We start from the raw sequence: 14,874 nt of genomic DNA, 5'->3' as shown, positions 1-14,874 counted from the left end.
CGATAATATGCGCGTCCTGTTCCGCACATTGCACCCAGGTCATTGACTGCATCTGCAAGGGCGGCACTCATTACGAAGGCGGGGCGCCCTTGACCTTTCGCCCACACTGGGACAACCCGGCCTACAACATCATCGATCTTTTCGGGAACGTCGACCACACCAACACCACGCCCCTCGACATTTTCCTCTGCTTCGACTGCCAGAAGTCCATCCACCTACTCATCGAAGATGAAGTGATCTTACGGCTTGACCTAGAGGAGGCCTAACACCATGGAATATGCAGATATGCTCCCCACCGAGCGCTGGACTTGGGCCTCCGCCCTCGCCCACTCCACCTACATCCCCAAGTCGCTTCAAGGCCAACCCGGAAACGTTTTCTTCGCAGCCGAGCTCGCCCTCGCCTTCGGCCAAGACCCCCTCAGTGAAATTCTCGGCTGGAATCAAGACCAGATGGCCGAGCTGCTCGCCGAACACTACGACGCCAACGCCGACGCCAGCGACATCAACGAGGACGAGGCCGAGGGCGAGGGTGGCGAACATCCGCCGGCAGCCCTCCCCGCCCAACCCGCCACGCCCCACCAAACCAAGACCAAGCCCGGCGACTTCCCACCCGCTGCAGCCATGCCACCCGGCACCCTGCACGAAGCCCGCACCCAATTCACCACCATGGCCACCGCCCGCAACCTCACCACCAACCAACTTGCCGAGGTCATCAGCTGGGCCACCACAGGGCGCTCCATGGACCTCGAAGACATGACCCTCGACGAACTCGCCCACGTCATCTCACGCTGGAACGAGAGCGCCAAATGAGCACCACCACCGGCTTCGCCGCCGTCCCCCGCTGGCTCCTCACACAAGGACTCTCAGCCCACGCGCTCGCGGTTTACGTCGTCCTCTCCGCTCACGCAGCCCGAGATGGCTCATGCTGGCCATCCCAGGGCCGCATCGCCGAGATTGTGGGACTCTCCCGGCCAACTGTTCGCAAAGCTCTCGCTGAGCTGCGCGCCGCCGGCGCCGTCGAATGGATCTCCCAAACCGGAGAAGACGGCGCCCAGCGCTCCAACCTCTACCGCATCCGCATGTTCGACGCCTCCCCTGTGGATAACCGGCCGAAACATGTAAACGACGTTGCCACCCCCTGTAAACCAGATTTCCAACCCCTGGCAACCACGTTTCCACGAACTATAACCAATGAACTAGAACCAATGAACGATTCACTCGTCCAAACCGACACCGCCCCTGTGGATAAACCCGAAACCGAAACCACACCCGAACCGGACTCAGAGCCCGAAGGCTTCACCGACTTCTGGAAAACCTACCCACGCCGCGTCAAAAAACCACGCGCGCTCGCGGCTTACCGTGCTGCACTTGGACGGGGAGCGACGCCGGGAGTTTTGCTCGCTGCAGCGCGACGGTACGCCAACGACCGGAATCTGCCTGAGCTGCGCTTCATCCCACACCCGGCCTCTTGGCTCGATGATGACTCCTGGCTCGATGATCCCGAGCCTTTCCGCCGAGAAGAGCACTTCTCCCGCCTCGACGCAGTGGCTCTGCGCGTGGACAAGATCGCTGATGTGCTCGCCCAGGCTGGCCACCCACCCGACCGGCAAAACGCGGCCCTGAATCCCTTCTAGCGAAAGACAATATCATGAATCTCACCAACGCCCTGTGGGCACTCCTCCAGATCGCAGCCGGTCTTGGGCTTACTCTACTTGTCATCGTGCTGCTTGCCCTTATCGCCACCGTGACCACCGCCATGATTCAGACCGTGGCCAAGGCACGCCGCGAGCGCGAGGCTCCGCCCGCTTTGGATGCTGCGGCTGATGCTTCGATTTTCAGTTCGTCGAACCCGTCTGATCGGTTCCGTGAAAACCCCTACTTTGGGGGCGACCATGCGGATTGATGTGTGTGTGCCGGGTAAGCCTGAACCGCAGGGGTCGATGCGTCATGTCGGTGGTGGGCGGATGATTCACCGCCCGGAGCTTGTGGCCTGGCGTGAGCGGATCAGGGCCATGGTCTTGAGGGAAGCGCGCGTGATCGGATTCCCGTGGGGTTTTGATGGGCCGGTGGTGGTAGAGGTGGAGTTCGCGTTGCCGAAGCCAGCCCGGTCAAAGTACGTGGGCGTTCCGTATGGGAAACCTGATCTTGACAAGCTGATGCGCGCCGTGGGCGATGCCCTGGCTCCAAAAAAAGAGCTGGGGTTGCTCGCTGATGATGGGCAGATCGTTAGTTGGACGGGCAGCAAGGTGTGGGCAGAGCGTGAGCCATGGGCAGCGATCACGATCAAAACAATCCCCAATTAGGGAGAATCTTCATGAAGAATGCAAAGGCACTGACGACACGGCCAGTCCTTGATATGACCTGCGGCGGACGAATGATGTGGTTCGACCATGAAGATGATCGGGCGGTCTTCATCGATAACCGAACGTTATCAGCTGAGCTGTGTGACGGACGTACATTCACGATCTCGCCCGACGTATTGGCAGATTTTCGCGATCTTCCCTTCGACGACGACACATTCCGATTGGTGATCTTTGACCCGCCCCACCTAGAAAACCTCGGCAAGACCTCCTGGCTCGCAACGAAGTACGGTGCGTTGCTGCCATCCTGGAAAGATGACCTGCGCGCCGGCTTCGCAGAAGCCTTCCGCGTTCTGATGCCTGGCGGAATCCTCATCTTCAAGTGGTCAGAAATCCAGATCCCGCTAGCTGAGATCCTCAAACTCACCCCGGCCCGTCCGCTTGTAGGCCACACCGGCACTAACCCCGCGACCTACTGGGTTACCTTCCTCAAGGAGAACAATGACAACGACCTCTCATGAACCGCAGCCCGCGTGCGCTAGCCTGCCACCAGCCATCGCCGACCAGATCTTCTTCTCCGCGACGGCCGAAAATACCGCCAAAGCAAAGAAAGTCTGCTCCCAATGCCCATTACGCTCTGAGTGCCTGGAAACAATAAAAGCAATCGAGACCAAGGACTGCCAGCCGACGGCGGGAATATGGGCAGGACTGACGCCACTAGAACGCGCCCCAAAAACACAAACCAATATCGCCTGCAAAACATGCGCCCACTGTGGACGATACATTCGCCCAGCGAAACTCAAGGCGAGCGCCGTACCCGGGGCCGTGACCGTGGCCGAAGCCGCAAACGGCCTGTGCTACCGCTGCTACCGCACCAAAGCCCGAACTCGCACCAACCAATCCACCGAAGGAGCTACCAGATGACCAGCCGAATTGACACCGCGCCCGCGGATCGGCGCGATCGGATTCGGGCGCTGGCTGCGGATGGAGTCCAGCGTCATGCAACGGTCTACAAGGATCGGGTGAGCGGAAAGTGGTGTGTTCGGCTGCGCCTTGCTGACAACGTAGTTCAGGCCTTGCCTGGATCGTTCGAAGCTGCGCTTATATGAGCGGTGCGCTACACGCATGATGCCGGCCGAGCACAAACCACAATCTGTAGTATGAGTGATTATATTCAGTCCCATATGTAGTGTCTGGTGGTGAATTGGGGTGGTGAATGATCCTTCGCGGTTGGCAATTGCCAACCAGCAGCTGGAGGAGCTGATCATGTGGCGTGAGGATTTACCGGCGAGGATGCAAACCACGCTCGGGCTGCGCGGCGTGCCGGCCGAGCTCGCCCCGGCAGCGCACGCCACCCGCTCACCCGTAGAGACCGCGCTGGTGCGTGCCGAGCTGCTGGCCTCGATCGGGGAGCGCCTCGAGGGCCTGGCCTATGAGTGGGGATTCGATCCGGCTCACACCAGTGGAGACCGGAGGCTTGCCGCGCTGCTCTACCTGCGCCGCCGCCTGGAATGGGCCGCCCACCACTTCCCGATGAAAGAGCCACTGCAATTGATCCACGCCGCTCATGCCGCCACCATCGACCACCGCCCATCAGGCTATAACCGGATTTGCCCCGCCCACCCAGAGACCATGACGCTCCTCGTCGAATCGTCCTCGGGTGCCCTGTACTGTACCGAGTGCGCCCGCAGTCTGACCCTGGATGAAGTCGACGCCCTCGGACTGCTGCACTTGATCAACGCCAACCCTCCCGTGACTATCCGCCTCGCCGCCGAGTTGCTCGACCTCGATCCGGCCACGATTCGCCAATGGGTACGCCGCGGCCACCTCGAAGCATTCGCAGGGAAAGTGCACCTCGGCGAGGTCTACGACTGTGCCCACCGCGACACGCCCGGGAAGGAACGAATTTGAAATGGCTTTGCTTAAGTGTACTCTTGTCAGTGGAGCACTGTGTTCAGTGTACCCGAGCCAGCAGTTCCCATATCTGGTGGCCTTCCACGACCTGAAATCCTGGGAGGCCACCAGTTCATATCTGGAGGCGAGATGCGCACCTCAAGCCGGGCCTTCAAAAAAGCACGCACAGCTTTCTACCTCGAAGGCAAAACCCAAGCCGCCAGCGCTGACCCAGACGAACGCGCCCTGGCCGTGTGCTGGCTATGCCTGGCCAGTATTGACTACGAAGCACCGCCCGGGACGACGCCTGACTCACACGAGCTCGATCACTACTACCCGGTATCGACACACCCGGATCTGCAGGATGACCCGGCGAACTTTCGCCACGCACACCGCGAGTGCAACAACCGGCGCGGCAACCGCACCCCAAGCCTTGGACTTGGCAGCAACGTTGTGGCTGACTGGTGGTAAACGCCCGTGGGGGAGGGGCGGTCAATTCCTGGCCAACCCCTTCGCGGCCCACTCCCCAGGTGGCCTTAGGCCTCTCCCTCTTGGAATTGATACCCCATCGCGCGCGAGAGACCCCGTTTTCGGATCGTGAGGTGAGAAGTTGAGTCAGCTCAGTGTTATCGAGACCAGATCCTTCCCCATCGGTGAGGTGATCTCATACCATCGCAACCCGCGCCGCGGTGACGTGGATCTGATCGCGGCCTCACTGAAGAAGCGCGGCCAATACCGCCCCATTGTTGTCAACAAAGGCACCCATACAGGGCGCCCCTTCGAAATACTCGCTGGTAACCACACCTGGATGGCCGCCAAGCAACTCGGCTGGACAGAAATTCACGCCTCAGTGGTTGATGTAGACGATGAGAGCGCTCGCGAGATTGTTCTTGCCGATAATCGGCTCGCTGATCTTGGCACCTATGATGAAGATGTGCTCGCGGAGCTGCTCTCGCAGGTTGATGACCTCGAATCGGTAGGTTTTTCCGATGCTGACCTTGATGCGCTTCTCGGCATTGACGAACCGGTCTCGTTGACGGATCCGGATGATGTTCCGCAGGCTCCAGAAGCAGCACGGACTGTGTGCCAGGCCGGGGATGTGATCGATCTTGGCGGTTCGCGCCTCTTCGTGGGGGATGCGACAGATCTGGAGGCGGTGCGTGCTAACGCGCCGGGCCTTGCTGATTGTGTGTGGACTGATCCGCCTTATGGGGTCTCTTACGTTGGCAAGACTGCGGATGCGTTGACGATCGCCAATGATGGTGCCGGAGATCTTCCCGATTTGATTCCGGCAGCGTTTAAGACGATGGTTGCGTGTGCGTGCCCTGGTGCCCCGGTGTATATCGCGCACCCTGACGCCGAGAGGATCCTTTTCGAGGAATCCATGGCCTCAGCGGGAATGGTTTTCCGTCAGAACCTGATCTGGGTGAAGAACCATATGGTGCTTGGTCGATCTGATTACCATTACAAGCACGAGCCTATTCTTTTCGGCTACATTCCCGACCATGAGCCTGTCTTGTATGGCTTTACCGAGGGCGGTAAAGGACGCCTCGGCCGCGGTGGTGAACGATGGTATGGCGATCACAAGCAGACCACGGTGTTCAACGTGGCAAAACCTAAGCGCAATGGTGAGCACCCGACTATGAAGCCGGTCGAGCTGATCGAGGCGATGCTGGTAAACTCGTGCCCCAGGGGGGGGCTGGTGCTCGACGTTTTCGGTGGATCGGGCTCCACCCTGATCGCCGCCTATCGCCTCTCGATGCGCGCCTACCTCGTCGAACTCGATCCCGTCTATGCCGACGTCATCGTCAAACGGTGGGCAGCCCACACCGGCCGCACACCCACCCGGGGCGGTGAGCCGCTCATCTTCGAGGAGTAACCCATGGCGATGAACAAGGATGATATGGCGCTCAGCCTATTCAAGGCAGCGACCCCGCTGACCGTCATCCGCGACAATTTAGGATTCCGTTCGGTGACGTCCGCACAAGCGGCAATTAATCGCGCACTCGAAGCCGCTGAACGCGGGAAAACGATCGAGACGCTGAACCGGCTCGAATCAGAAAGGCTCGACGACCTTTACAGATCGGTGTATCCGCGGGCGGTCAAAGGAGATATGGCTGCACTCGACCGGGCGTTGAAGATTTCGGAGTTGCGGGCCCGCATGGTCTCCGATCCGGCAACAGCACCGGATTCGATCCTGGATGCATTCGACCGCACCGTCGACTGTCTTGACCACATTGACGCGGGCGGGAAGGACGAGGCCGTGGTCGCCACCGGCCGGGCATTGGCGCGGCAGATTGATTTCGCGATCCACCATGGCACCGGTCAGGAAGTGACTAAGGCGCTGTATTTGGTGCCGCATTTGATGAATGTGCTCACCGCACTGGGAGCAACCCCGGATGCGAGAAAGGAAGTCAAAGCATCGGCTGGCCCGGCTCAGCTGTCATCTTTGGATGCATTCCGGGCGAAGGCATTGAAGGAAAGCACCAGCTGACCCACGAAAGGAGGATCAAGTGGCAGAGGATCGGAAAGGCTCAACCGAGCCGCGGATCTTCATGCCCCCGCTGCGCCCCCTGACCCCGGAGACCACCCGCGGCTTCGAACTGATCGCCTTCGCCCGAGACGTCCTGGGCGTCAAACTCTACCCCTGGCAAGAATGGCTCGCCATTCACGCCCTGGAGATCCTCGAAAATGGGATGTACCGATACAGGCGCGTCCTCGTCCTCGTCGCCCGCCAAAACGGGAAAACCACCTTCGCCTCCGTCCTGGCAGCCTGGTGGCTCTTCATCGACTCCCACCGATTCCCGCAACTGACAAAGCCCTCAGATTTCAAAATCGTGGGCACCGCCCAAAACCTGGACATCGCCCGCGAACCCTACTCATCCGTGCTCCTGTGGGCGGATCCTGATCCCCCATCGGCTGACGCCGCAGCGCTCGCGATTCCCGCGCTGCAGCAAGCCACGATTCATGTTTCTCGCACGAATGGGAAAGAGCTGATCACCGCTAGGGGCTTGGCTCATTATGAGATTCGGGCGGCGGGCAACACTCGTGGAAAGCCCGCTGCGCGGGTGCTAATGGATGAGCTGCGCGAGCAGAAGAATTGGGTGGCGTGGAACTCAGCCTCTCAGACCTCGAAGTCGATCGCTAACGGTCAGGTGTGGGCGATCTCGAATGCCGGCGATTCGGCGTCGGTCGTCCTCGAGCACCAATACGAGGCCGGCGTCAAGCTCATCGAGTCGTTCAACGCTGCAGCCGAGGAAGGCAAGACCCCGGCCGAATGGGCAGAAGAATCTGACCCATCGCTTGGCACCTTCGTATGGTCCGCACCCGACGATTGCGACCCGCGCGATGTCGATGCGATCCTCGCCGCCAACCCCTCCATCGGGTATGGGCCGATGACGATCGCGGCCTGCCTCTCGGACCAGTCGACCATGATGGATGCCGACTTCCGCACCGAGGTGCTGTGCCAGTGGGTGCCAGCCGTGGTCGAGTCCTATATCGATATCCACGATTGGGCCAAGCTCGTGAAACCAGCCGACCAAATCAGCATCGCCCCAGGGTCTCGTACCGTGTGGGGGATCGACACCTCCGCCGACCGATCCACCACCTACGTGGCCGCAGCCGTCATGACTGAGTCTGGGCTGCCGTTCGTCACCGTCCGCGAAGCCCGCCCCGGATCCCTGTGGGTCGAGAACTACATGACCGAGCTCGCCCAGGCCTCCGGCCACCGAGAGGTGTGCATCCAAGCCCGCGGCGCCCCGGCCATGGAATTCATTGAGCCGCTGACCGTGGCCGGACTCGACGTACACGCGATTGAAGGATCCTGGTTTGGTATCGCAACCGGCCGGATCAAAGATCGGGTGCGTGAAGAGGGCATGATCCTCATCGACCAGCCGGCCGTGAACGTGGCTATCTCGGGCGGCCTGACGAAAAAATTTGGCGAGACCGACGCCTGGAACCGCACCGGTTCCGCAGTCGACATCTCACCTATCATCGCCATGACTCTCGCCCTTTATGGGCTGGAAGCTCTCCAACCCACGACCGCTGCCGCCTCGGCTTACTCTGAGCGGGGCATGATGTTTTTTACCTAGGGAGGCCACGTGTCCATTATTGATCGGATACGCAACGCGATCGCCACCCCCGCGGCGGCGGGCAACGTCGATGTTCACTACTCCCTGGGCGCGATCGACCAGGTCCGCAAGCTCTCCCCGGCCCAAATGTACCGGACCCAGCCCCACCTTCGGGCCGTCGTAGAATTCCGCGCAATCAACGTCGCCCAGCTCGGCCTGCACGTATTCAACCGGGCCGACAACGACGGCCGTGTCCGCTCCCGTGACTCTATCGTCGCCCGCCTCCTGCGCCAACCCAACGCCAACCAGACCCAGTACGAACTCATCCGCGATCTGGTCTCCGACCTTTCCTTGTACGGGGTGGCGTTTTGGGCGCTCGCCCCTGACGCTGACGCCGACTCGGGCTGGACCATCCGCCCAATCCCACCCACGTGGGTATCGGGATACTCGGGCGGCACCGTATGGGACCCGGCCTGGATCCACGTGCTGCCCCCGGGCGGAACCCCGGTCAAACTCCCCGCCCGCGAATTCATCATCTTCCGCGACTACATCCCCGGCCTTTCCTCCATGGCCACCACCCCGGTCGAAGCGCTGCGCGACGTCCTCGTCGAGCAGCTCGAAGCCTGGCAATTCCGCCGCCAAATCTGGAAGCGCGGCGGCCGGGTGGGCACCTACCTCTCCCGCCCCAAAGACGCACCCGTATGGACCGAAGCCGCCGCCGAGCGCTTCCGCCGAGACTGGAACCAATTCCAATCCGGTGGAGCCCGCGCCGGCTCCACCCCACTCCTCGAAGACGGCATGGAAATCCGCCGGATCGGCTTCTCCGCCCGAGAAGAAGAATGGGCCGAAGCCACCAAACTCTCCCTGCAAACCGTGGCAGCCGTCTACCACATTTCACCGGCAATGATCACAGGGGAAGGCGGCTCCTCCCACGCAGCCATGCGCGAATTCCGCTCCATGCTCTACACCGAATCACTCGGCCCCGTGATCACGATGATCTCCGCCCGCATTAACCACTTCCTCATCCCACGCATCGACCCAGAATCGGTCGAGTACGCCGAATTCAATATCGAGGCCAAACTCGCCGGCAACTTCGAAGAGCAAGCCGCGATCTTCTCCACCGCCACCGGCGCCCCCTGGATGACCGTCAACGAGGCCCGCGCCCGCCGCAACCTCCCCGCCGTCGACGGCGGCGACGACCTCGTCGTCCCCCTCAACGTCATCAAAGGCGGCCAAGCCTCACCCCAATCCGGGGAAGCCCCAGCGCTCGCGGTTGAAAATGAGAGGGATGGGCAATGATCAGGATTGTGTGTGGCCCGCCGGCCGCGGGCAAGACGACGTACATCCAGAAACACAAAAAGCCTGGCGATGTGGTGGTGGATTTCGATCACCTGGCGCAGGCGCTTGGCTCTGGCGTGCCTCACCAAGCCCCGCGACCGATTAAGGAAGTCACCTTCGCCGCTCGCAAGGCAGCGATCGGGAGGATCTTCGAAGGGATCGATACGGATGCGTGGATCATTCAATCCAACCCGGCCAAGCCCTCGATCGAGCGGTGGGGTGCCGGCGGTGCACGCTTCATCGTGATCGACCCCGGCCTTGAGGCTGCACTCGCCCAGGCCCGTGCCGATGATCGCCCCGAACCGACTGAAGATCTGATCCGGTCCTGGTATGACAACCCTCCGGTGATCCCGGAGGCATGGATCGAAACTCCCAAGAAAGGAAATAGTGCGATGCGAATCAAAACCGCCTCGGCGGATATCAAGGCCGGGGATCTCGCCGAGGGCGAGTTCATCGCCTACGCCTCCACCTTCGACCGCGAACCCGACTCTTACGGCGATGTCGTCGCCCGGGGCGCGTTCGATACCACCCTCAAGGAGTGGGAAGATTCGGGGAATGTGATCCCGGTGCTCTTCGGGCACCGCATGGACGATCCAGATTTTTTTGTCGGCGAAGTCGTCAGGGCTGAGGTTGATGAGCGCGGCTTGAAAATCCACGGCCGCCTCGACCTCGACCTTCCCAAGGGCGCCCAGATCTACCGGCTCATCAAGGGCCGGCGCCTAACCCAGCTGTCCTTCGCCTTCGATGTTATCGACGCAGGCATGGTCACCCTCGATGATGGCACGAAGGCCACCGAGCTGCGTGAGCTGAAGATCTACGAGATTTCGCTCGTGCCAATTGGCGCGAATCAAAACACGGAGGTGCTCGCCGTGAAAGCCGCTGCCGAAGTCCTCGCAGCATCGGCTAAAACCCGGCCCCTATCGGATACCAACGCCGAACGACTGGCGGGCGTGCTCGACACGCTCGACGAAGCCGCCACCACCATTAAAGCTTGCCTGGCCGAACCCGGCCCGGTAAAAGAAGGAACCGCCGCCATCGGTGCCGCCGACCAGCCAACTGCCCAGGAGGGGCAGTCCGCTGGGGAGCCTAACCCGCCCGCTTCCGGCTCCCTCGATCTCCTAATCAGCCTCACCCTGGCCGGAGTCTAGGCCAGAAAAATGAAAGAAGGTTCTCATGAGTCTCAAGACCGAGCGCGCCGCCCTCGCAGAAAAGGCGGCAGCTTACAAGGCCCGGATCAAGGCCGGCGAAACCCTGACCGACGAGGAGGTGAACGCGGTGAAGGGTCTCATTTCCGACATCGACGCGCTCGACGCCAAGATTGCCGATGCCTCCGAGAAGGCCTCCGTCCTCGACCGACTCGGCGCCCTGGAGGATGGCTCTACCTCCGCCTCCTCCACTGACGATGAGACGCCGGCGAAGTCCATCGGCGAGCATTTCGTGAAGTCGGCCAAGGCCGCCGGCGTCGTCCTCGCCGAGAAGCGCCCATTCTTCGCCCCCGAATTCAAGGCCAACACCGACCTTTCCCTGATCGGTGGCCCCGAGGGCGGCTACGGCCCTTACATCACCGACATCGACCGGGCAGCGGTATTCCCCGCCTCCCGCCCGCTAACGATCGCTGATCTCATGGCGGCGGGCACCCTTTCGGGCTCCTCGATCCGCTACCCGATCTACGGGGCGGTCGAGGGCAACGCGGCCACCGTCGCCGAGGGTGGCGCCAAGCCGCAGGTACACTTCCCGGCCCCCTCGTGGGTCACGGAGTCCCTGGCCGAGATCGCGGCCTGGACTGGTATCTCCGACACCATGGCCGAGGACGCCCCCTACCTCCAGACGCAGATTAACCAGCAGCTGATCCGACTGCTGCAGATCGCGGAGGAGGATCAGATCCTCTCCGGTGATGGCGAGGGATCGAACCTGAAGGGGCTCCTCAACCGCGATGGCATCCTCTCCCTGGAAGCCACCGCCGATGATCTGGCCGACAAGATCGCCACCGCCCAGACCAACATCCTGACCGCCACCGGCTCGATGTGGCGCGCCGATGGCGTCGTGATTAACCCGCAGGATTACAACGAGCTGCGCCTCAAGCGCGACTCGAACGGCCAGTATTACGCGGGTGGCCCGTTCACGGGCGCCTACGGCAATGGTCAGACCCCGTCCGATCCGCCGCTTTGGAATATGCCCACGGTGCAGACCACGGCCGTGCCGAAGGGCACGCTCCTGGTGGGTGCGTTCAAGTCCGCGGTGATCTTCCGCAAGAACGGCCTCCAGCTCGCAAGCTCGGATTCGCATGCGGATTACTTCACCAAGGATCTGATCGCGATCCGCGCCAAGACCCGCGCCGCCCTCGAGGTCAAGTGGCCCGGGGCGTTCTGCAAGATCAAGATCGGCGGCTGACACATGGCCCGCTATCTTGATCCCACGACCGGCCTGGTCTTCCAGTACGCCGATGGCTACCGGCACGTCCCGCCCCACCTGACAAAGATCGAGGCGCCCGCACCGATCACCCCCACCGTCGAGGCGGAGGTCGAGGTGGAAGGAGCGGATGAGGTGGAAGCTACCGAGGTTGAGGCCAAGGCCAAGACCGCCCCGGCAAACAAGGCCCGGCCGGCCAAAACCAAGTAGGAAAAGGAGGGCGCGATGCGCCAGTCAATGATCGGCGAAGAAGATGTCGATGCCAAGCTGTGGCTGCACGCAGCCGAAGCCACTATTCGCCGCTATTGCGGCTGGCACATCGCGCCCTCCCTCACCACCACACTCACCCTCGACGGAGACGGCGGCCGCCTCCTACGCCTGCCCACCCTCCACCTCACCGAACTTACCGAACTCACCCTCGACGGCCACGACGCGCTCACGGCCGCCCAATGGTCACAGCGCGGCATGGTCGAACTTACCGGCCACCGCCACTTCCCCGATCAGCTGGGCTCCATCCGCGTCACCATGACACACGGCTACGACCCCGAAGAGGTCCCCGATATCATCGCGATGATCATGACCATCGCACGCCGCGGCGCCTCCCAACCCGCCGTCGCCTCCCAATCGGTCAACGGAGCCTCCGTCTCCTACTTCTCCATCGGCGGCGCACCCCTGTCAATCCCGCTACTGCGCACCGAGAAGGAAGCCCTCGCCCCCTACACGCTGCGCCGGGGGATCGCATGAAACCACACGAATTCATCACCACCGGCTTCGCTATGGACCACCTCACCACCTTCACAATCCTCCGCCCCGCGCTCGCGGTCGACCCCTACAATCCCGAGGCCACGATCACGACCGGCGAGATTGAAAAGGCTGGCACTGTGGATGGATATATCGATTCGGGATTTGGGGCCATGGCAGATGAAGCTAACCGGGCTCAGATCACCACGCCGGCAACGATCGTGATACCCAACCCGGCTGCTGACGTCCACCTTGGCGACCTCCTCGAAGCTGGTGGGCGGCGTTGGCGCGTGATCGGATTCCCCACCACCGACCGCAACCCATTTACCGGCTGGCAGCCCACCCTCGCCGCAACCGTGACCGAGGTGCTGGGATGAAATACGCTGAGCTACGCTTCGACGACTTTTACTTCAAGCGCATTCTGCGCTCGGCCGGCGTGAACGCCCTGACCAAGGCCGCTGCCGAAAAGGTCCTTGCCCGAGCGAAGGCAACCGCTCCGGTTGACACCGGCGCCTATAGGAAAGGCCTGCAAATCAAGAAAATCGGTGCAGCCACCCGAGATGTCTACCTCGTCGTGGGCACCGATTGGAAAACACTCCTCGTCGAATCCAAGACCGGTAACCTCACCCGCGCCCTGAAGGGAGCCTAAATGATCACGCCACCCGACCTCGAACTGTGGCTGACCACCTTCCTTCGCGCCCAGCTCGCCGCCCGCAAGATCGCCGCCACCGTCTCCAACAAGGAACCCGCCCAGCTTTCGGCGCCACTATCGAAGCCGCTGATCGTGATCCGCGAAGACGGCGGCCCCGGAAAAACTGAGATCACCTACACCCGCACCTGCGGAGTGTCCATCCTTGGCGGAACCCGCCAACACGACCAACCCACCAAAGCCCTCGCCCGCCTGGCCTACGCGATCCTCACCGACCACGAAACGATCGCGCTCGCGGCTGGCTCGCCGGTGGTGGCGGTGGAGTTCTCGGGGTGTGATGGCCCGTACACCGTGCCTGACCCGCAGGATGTGACGCGCGTGTATTTCGTGGTGGAGTACACAGTCGTCGGCTCCTGGTAGCCGCGTTTTCCCTGCCAGCCGGTGGGGGCAAGTTTCAACACAATCAAGGAGAAAAAATGTCTGTTGATGCAACCACGGGCGCCAATCTGGGCGCCGTCGGAATTCCGCTCACCGGCTTCGCGGCCGTTCAGCTGGAGGGGGAGCCGGTTCTCTTGGAATCGGTAGCGGGTAAGGCAACCCCGCTCGAGGTTCCCGAGGGTTATAAGAAGGTTGGCCTTTTCAAGGTCGATGGCGGCCCGCAGGAGTCGGCCGAAACCGGTGACTCGATTGAATTCTTCCAGGATGGATTCAAGGCCGCGGGGCAGGGAACCCTGACGATTACTATCAACCTGGCGGAGATGAATGAGCACGTGCGTCGCCTGACCACGGGCAAGAAGGCCGATGAGAACGGGATGATCGTTGTTGACGCGGCAACCCCGGACGCGATCTTCCCGCTGCTGGTCGTCACCCAGTATAAGAATGGTTGGCAGCGTCGTCTCAATGGCATGGCGCGTATCTCGGCCGTAGAGAAAGACCAGGAGACGCGCGGCGAGGTCAATGGCCGCAACACAACCTTCGAGTGGGTGTACTCGGAGAAGGTCGGCGGCTATTTCCGCGAGTGGGTCATCCGTCCCGACGGCCTCGCCGCCTAACCGTAACCAGTAGACACAGGTGGCGGGCACGATCGTGCCCGCCACCTCATTCATAAGGAGCCACATTGACCAAATATGATTTCGATTCCTGGGATGAAGAAGCTGCTTCGGCTGCGATTGCCCGCATCGCCGAAACCCAGACTTCTTTTCGGTATCTCATCGACGCCGAGGATCTCATCGTAGAGCTTCCTTCGAAAAAGATCGCCAAGCTTCCACTGAGCGTGACCGCCCGCGATATGCTCCAGGTCGCTGAACTCGAGCAGCGGGGCGAAGCAGCACTACTCATGCAGCTTCTGGATAACGTGGGCCAGAAGGACACCTCGGCCCTTTTGCAGGATTGCTCGCTCGCCCTCGTGGCGAAGATCGCCATGGTGTACTTCGATCTGATCGGGCAGATCACCGGAGTGGCACTGGGGGAATAA

22 protein-coding genes are annotated in these 14,874 nt (G+C 61.7%); all 22 read left to right on the top strand.

Going from position 1 to position 14,874, the window contains the following annotated elements; genetic code table 11:
• Window positions 1-89: 89 nt before the first annotated feature.
• A complete protein-coding gene (locus HMPREF3174_RS09375; RefSeq protein WP_168160558.1) occupies window positions 90-266 on the top strand; it encodes a hypothetical protein in 177 nt (58 codons plus the stop codon).
• Between the two features lie 4 nt (window positions 267-270).
• The gene (locus HMPREF3174_RS03650; protein WP_148132158.1) at window positions 271-810 is read left to right on the top strand and encodes a hypothetical protein; all 540 of its coding nucleotides are present in this window, start codon (window positions 271-273) and stop codon (window positions 808-810) included.
• Entirely contained in the window at window positions 807-1,634 is an 828-nt protein-coding gene (locus HMPREF3174_RS09595; RefSeq protein WP_083297675.1) for a helix-turn-helix domain-containing protein, read from the top strand. The genes HMPREF3174_RS03650 and HMPREF3174_RS09595 overlap by 4 nt, the downstream gene beginning before the upstream one ends.
• Window positions 1,635-1,648: 14 nt before the next feature.
• Window positions 1,649-1,903: a hypothetical protein gene (locus tag HMPREF3174_RS09370; protein ID WP_070447953.1), complete on the top strand. Its 255-nt coding sequence runs from the start codon at window positions 1,649-1,651 to the stop codon at window positions 1,901-1,903.
• Window positions 1,893-2,303, top strand: a complete 411-nt coding sequence (locus tag HMPREF3174_RS03635) for a RusA family crossover junction endodeoxyribonuclease (RefSeq protein WP_168160557.1) — start codon at window positions 1,893-1,895, stop codon at window positions 2,301-2,303. Before HMPREF3174_RS09370 ends, HMPREF3174_RS03635 begins: the two co-directional genes overlap by 11 nt.
• A gap of 11 nt (window positions 2,304-2,314) precedes the next feature.
• Complete coding sequence (locus HMPREF3174_RS03630; RefSeq protein WP_070447950.1) at window positions 2,315-2,821, top strand: class I SAM-dependent methyltransferase; 507 nt, start codon at window positions 2,315-2,317, stop codon at window positions 2,819-2,821.
• Complete coding sequence (locus HMPREF3174_RS09655) at window positions 2,802-3,224, top strand: WhiB family transcriptional regulator (protein ID WP_083297673.1); 423 nt, start codon at window positions 2,802-2,804, stop codon at window positions 3,222-3,224. The genes HMPREF3174_RS03630 and HMPREF3174_RS09655 overlap by 20 nt, the downstream gene beginning before the upstream one ends.
• A gap of 288 nt (window positions 3,225-3,512) precedes the next feature.
• A complete protein-coding gene (locus HMPREF3174_RS03625; RefSeq protein WP_168160556.1) occupies window positions 3,513-4,211 on the top strand; it encodes a MerR family transcriptional regulator in 699 nt (232 codons plus the stop codon).
• 132 nt (window positions 4,212-4,343) lie between these two features.
• Window positions 4,344-4,664, top strand: coding sequence for an HNH endonuclease (locus tag HMPREF3174_RS08955; RefSeq protein WP_148132157.1), 321 nt, complete (start codon window positions 4,344-4,346; stop codon window positions 4,662-4,664).
• A 139-nt stretch (window positions 4,665-4,803) separates the two neighbouring features.
• Window positions 4,804-6,072, top strand: coding sequence for a DNA methyltransferase (locus tag HMPREF3174_RS03620; protein WP_210382924.1), 1,269 nt, complete (start codon window positions 4,804-4,806; stop codon window positions 6,070-6,072).
• 3 nt (window positions 6,073-6,075) lie between these two features.
• A complete protein-coding gene (locus HMPREF3174_RS03615) occupies window positions 6,076-6,687 on the top strand; it encodes a terminase small subunit (RefSeq protein ID WP_070447946.1) in 612 nt (203 codons plus the stop codon).
• Window positions 6,688-6,706: 19 nt separating this feature from the next.
• Window positions 6,707-8,284, top strand: a complete 1,578-nt coding sequence (locus HMPREF3174_RS03610) for a hypothetical protein (protein ID WP_070447944.1) — start codon at window positions 6,707-6,709, stop codon at window positions 8,282-8,284.
• 9 nt (window positions 8,285-8,293) lie between these two features.
• Window positions 8,294-9,562, top strand: a complete 1,269-nt coding sequence (locus HMPREF3174_RS03605) for a phage portal protein (protein WP_070447942.1) — start codon at window positions 8,294-8,296, stop codon at window positions 9,560-9,562.
• Entirely contained in the window at window positions 9,559-10,749 is a 1,191-nt protein-coding gene (locus HMPREF3174_RS08950) for an HK97 family phage prohead protease (RefSeq protein WP_083297672.1), read from the top strand. Before HMPREF3174_RS03605 ends, HMPREF3174_RS08950 begins: the two co-directional genes overlap by 4 nt.
• 25 nt (window positions 10,750-10,774) lie before the next feature.
• Complete coding sequence (locus HMPREF3174_RS03595; RefSeq protein ID WP_070447940.1) at window positions 10,775-11,992, top strand: phage major capsid protein; 1,218 nt, start codon at window positions 10,775-10,777, stop codon at window positions 11,990-11,992.
• Between the two features lie 3 nt (window positions 11,993-11,995).
• Complete coding sequence (locus tag HMPREF3174_RS03590; RefSeq protein WP_070447938.1) at window positions 11,996-12,220, top strand: hypothetical protein; 225 nt, start codon at window positions 11,996-11,998, stop codon at window positions 12,218-12,220.
• Window positions 12,221-12,235: 15 nt separating this feature from the next.
• Complete coding sequence (locus HMPREF3174_RS03585; protein WP_070447936.1) at window positions 12,236-12,754, top strand: hypothetical protein; 519 nt, start codon at window positions 12,236-12,238, stop codon at window positions 12,752-12,754.
• Entirely contained in the window at window positions 12,751-13,128 is a 378-nt protein-coding gene (locus HMPREF3174_RS03580) for a hypothetical protein (protein ID WP_148132156.1), read from the top strand. Before HMPREF3174_RS03585 ends, HMPREF3174_RS03580 begins: the two co-directional genes overlap by 4 nt.
• On the top strand, window positions 13,125-13,400 hold the full coding sequence (locus tag HMPREF3174_RS03575) for an HK97 gp10 family phage protein (RefSeq protein WP_070447933.1): 276 nt from the start codon (window positions 13,125-13,127) through the stop codon (window positions 13,398-13,400). Before HMPREF3174_RS03580 ends, HMPREF3174_RS03575 begins: the two co-directional genes overlap by 4 nt.
• Window positions 13,401-13,820 (top strand): hypothetical protein, encoded by a 420-nt coding sequence (locus HMPREF3174_RS03570; protein ID WP_070447931.1) that lies wholly within the window; start codon window positions 13,401-13,403, stop codon window positions 13,818-13,820. It abuts the gene before it with no gap.
• Between the two features lie 56 nt (window positions 13,821-13,876).
• Window positions 13,877-14,452: a hypothetical protein gene (locus HMPREF3174_RS03565; protein ID WP_070447929.1), complete on the top strand. Its 576-nt coding sequence runs from the start codon at window positions 13,877-13,879 to the stop codon at window positions 14,450-14,452.
• A 65-nt stretch (window positions 14,453-14,517) separates the two neighbouring features.
• Window positions 14,518-14,874 (top strand): hypothetical protein, encoded by a 357-nt coding sequence (locus tag HMPREF3174_RS03560; RefSeq protein WP_070447927.1) that lies wholly within the window; start codon window positions 14,518-14,520, stop codon window positions 14,872-14,874.

Origin of the sequence: Trueperella sp. HMSC08H06 (genome assembly GCF_001808465.1) — a bacterium.
In the GTDB taxonomy this organism is placed as follows: Bacteria; Actinomycetota; Actinomycetes; order Actinomycetales; family Actinomycetaceae; genus Trueperella; species Trueperella bernardiae.
This window is presented reverse-complemented; position numbering and strand designations above follow the sequence as displayed.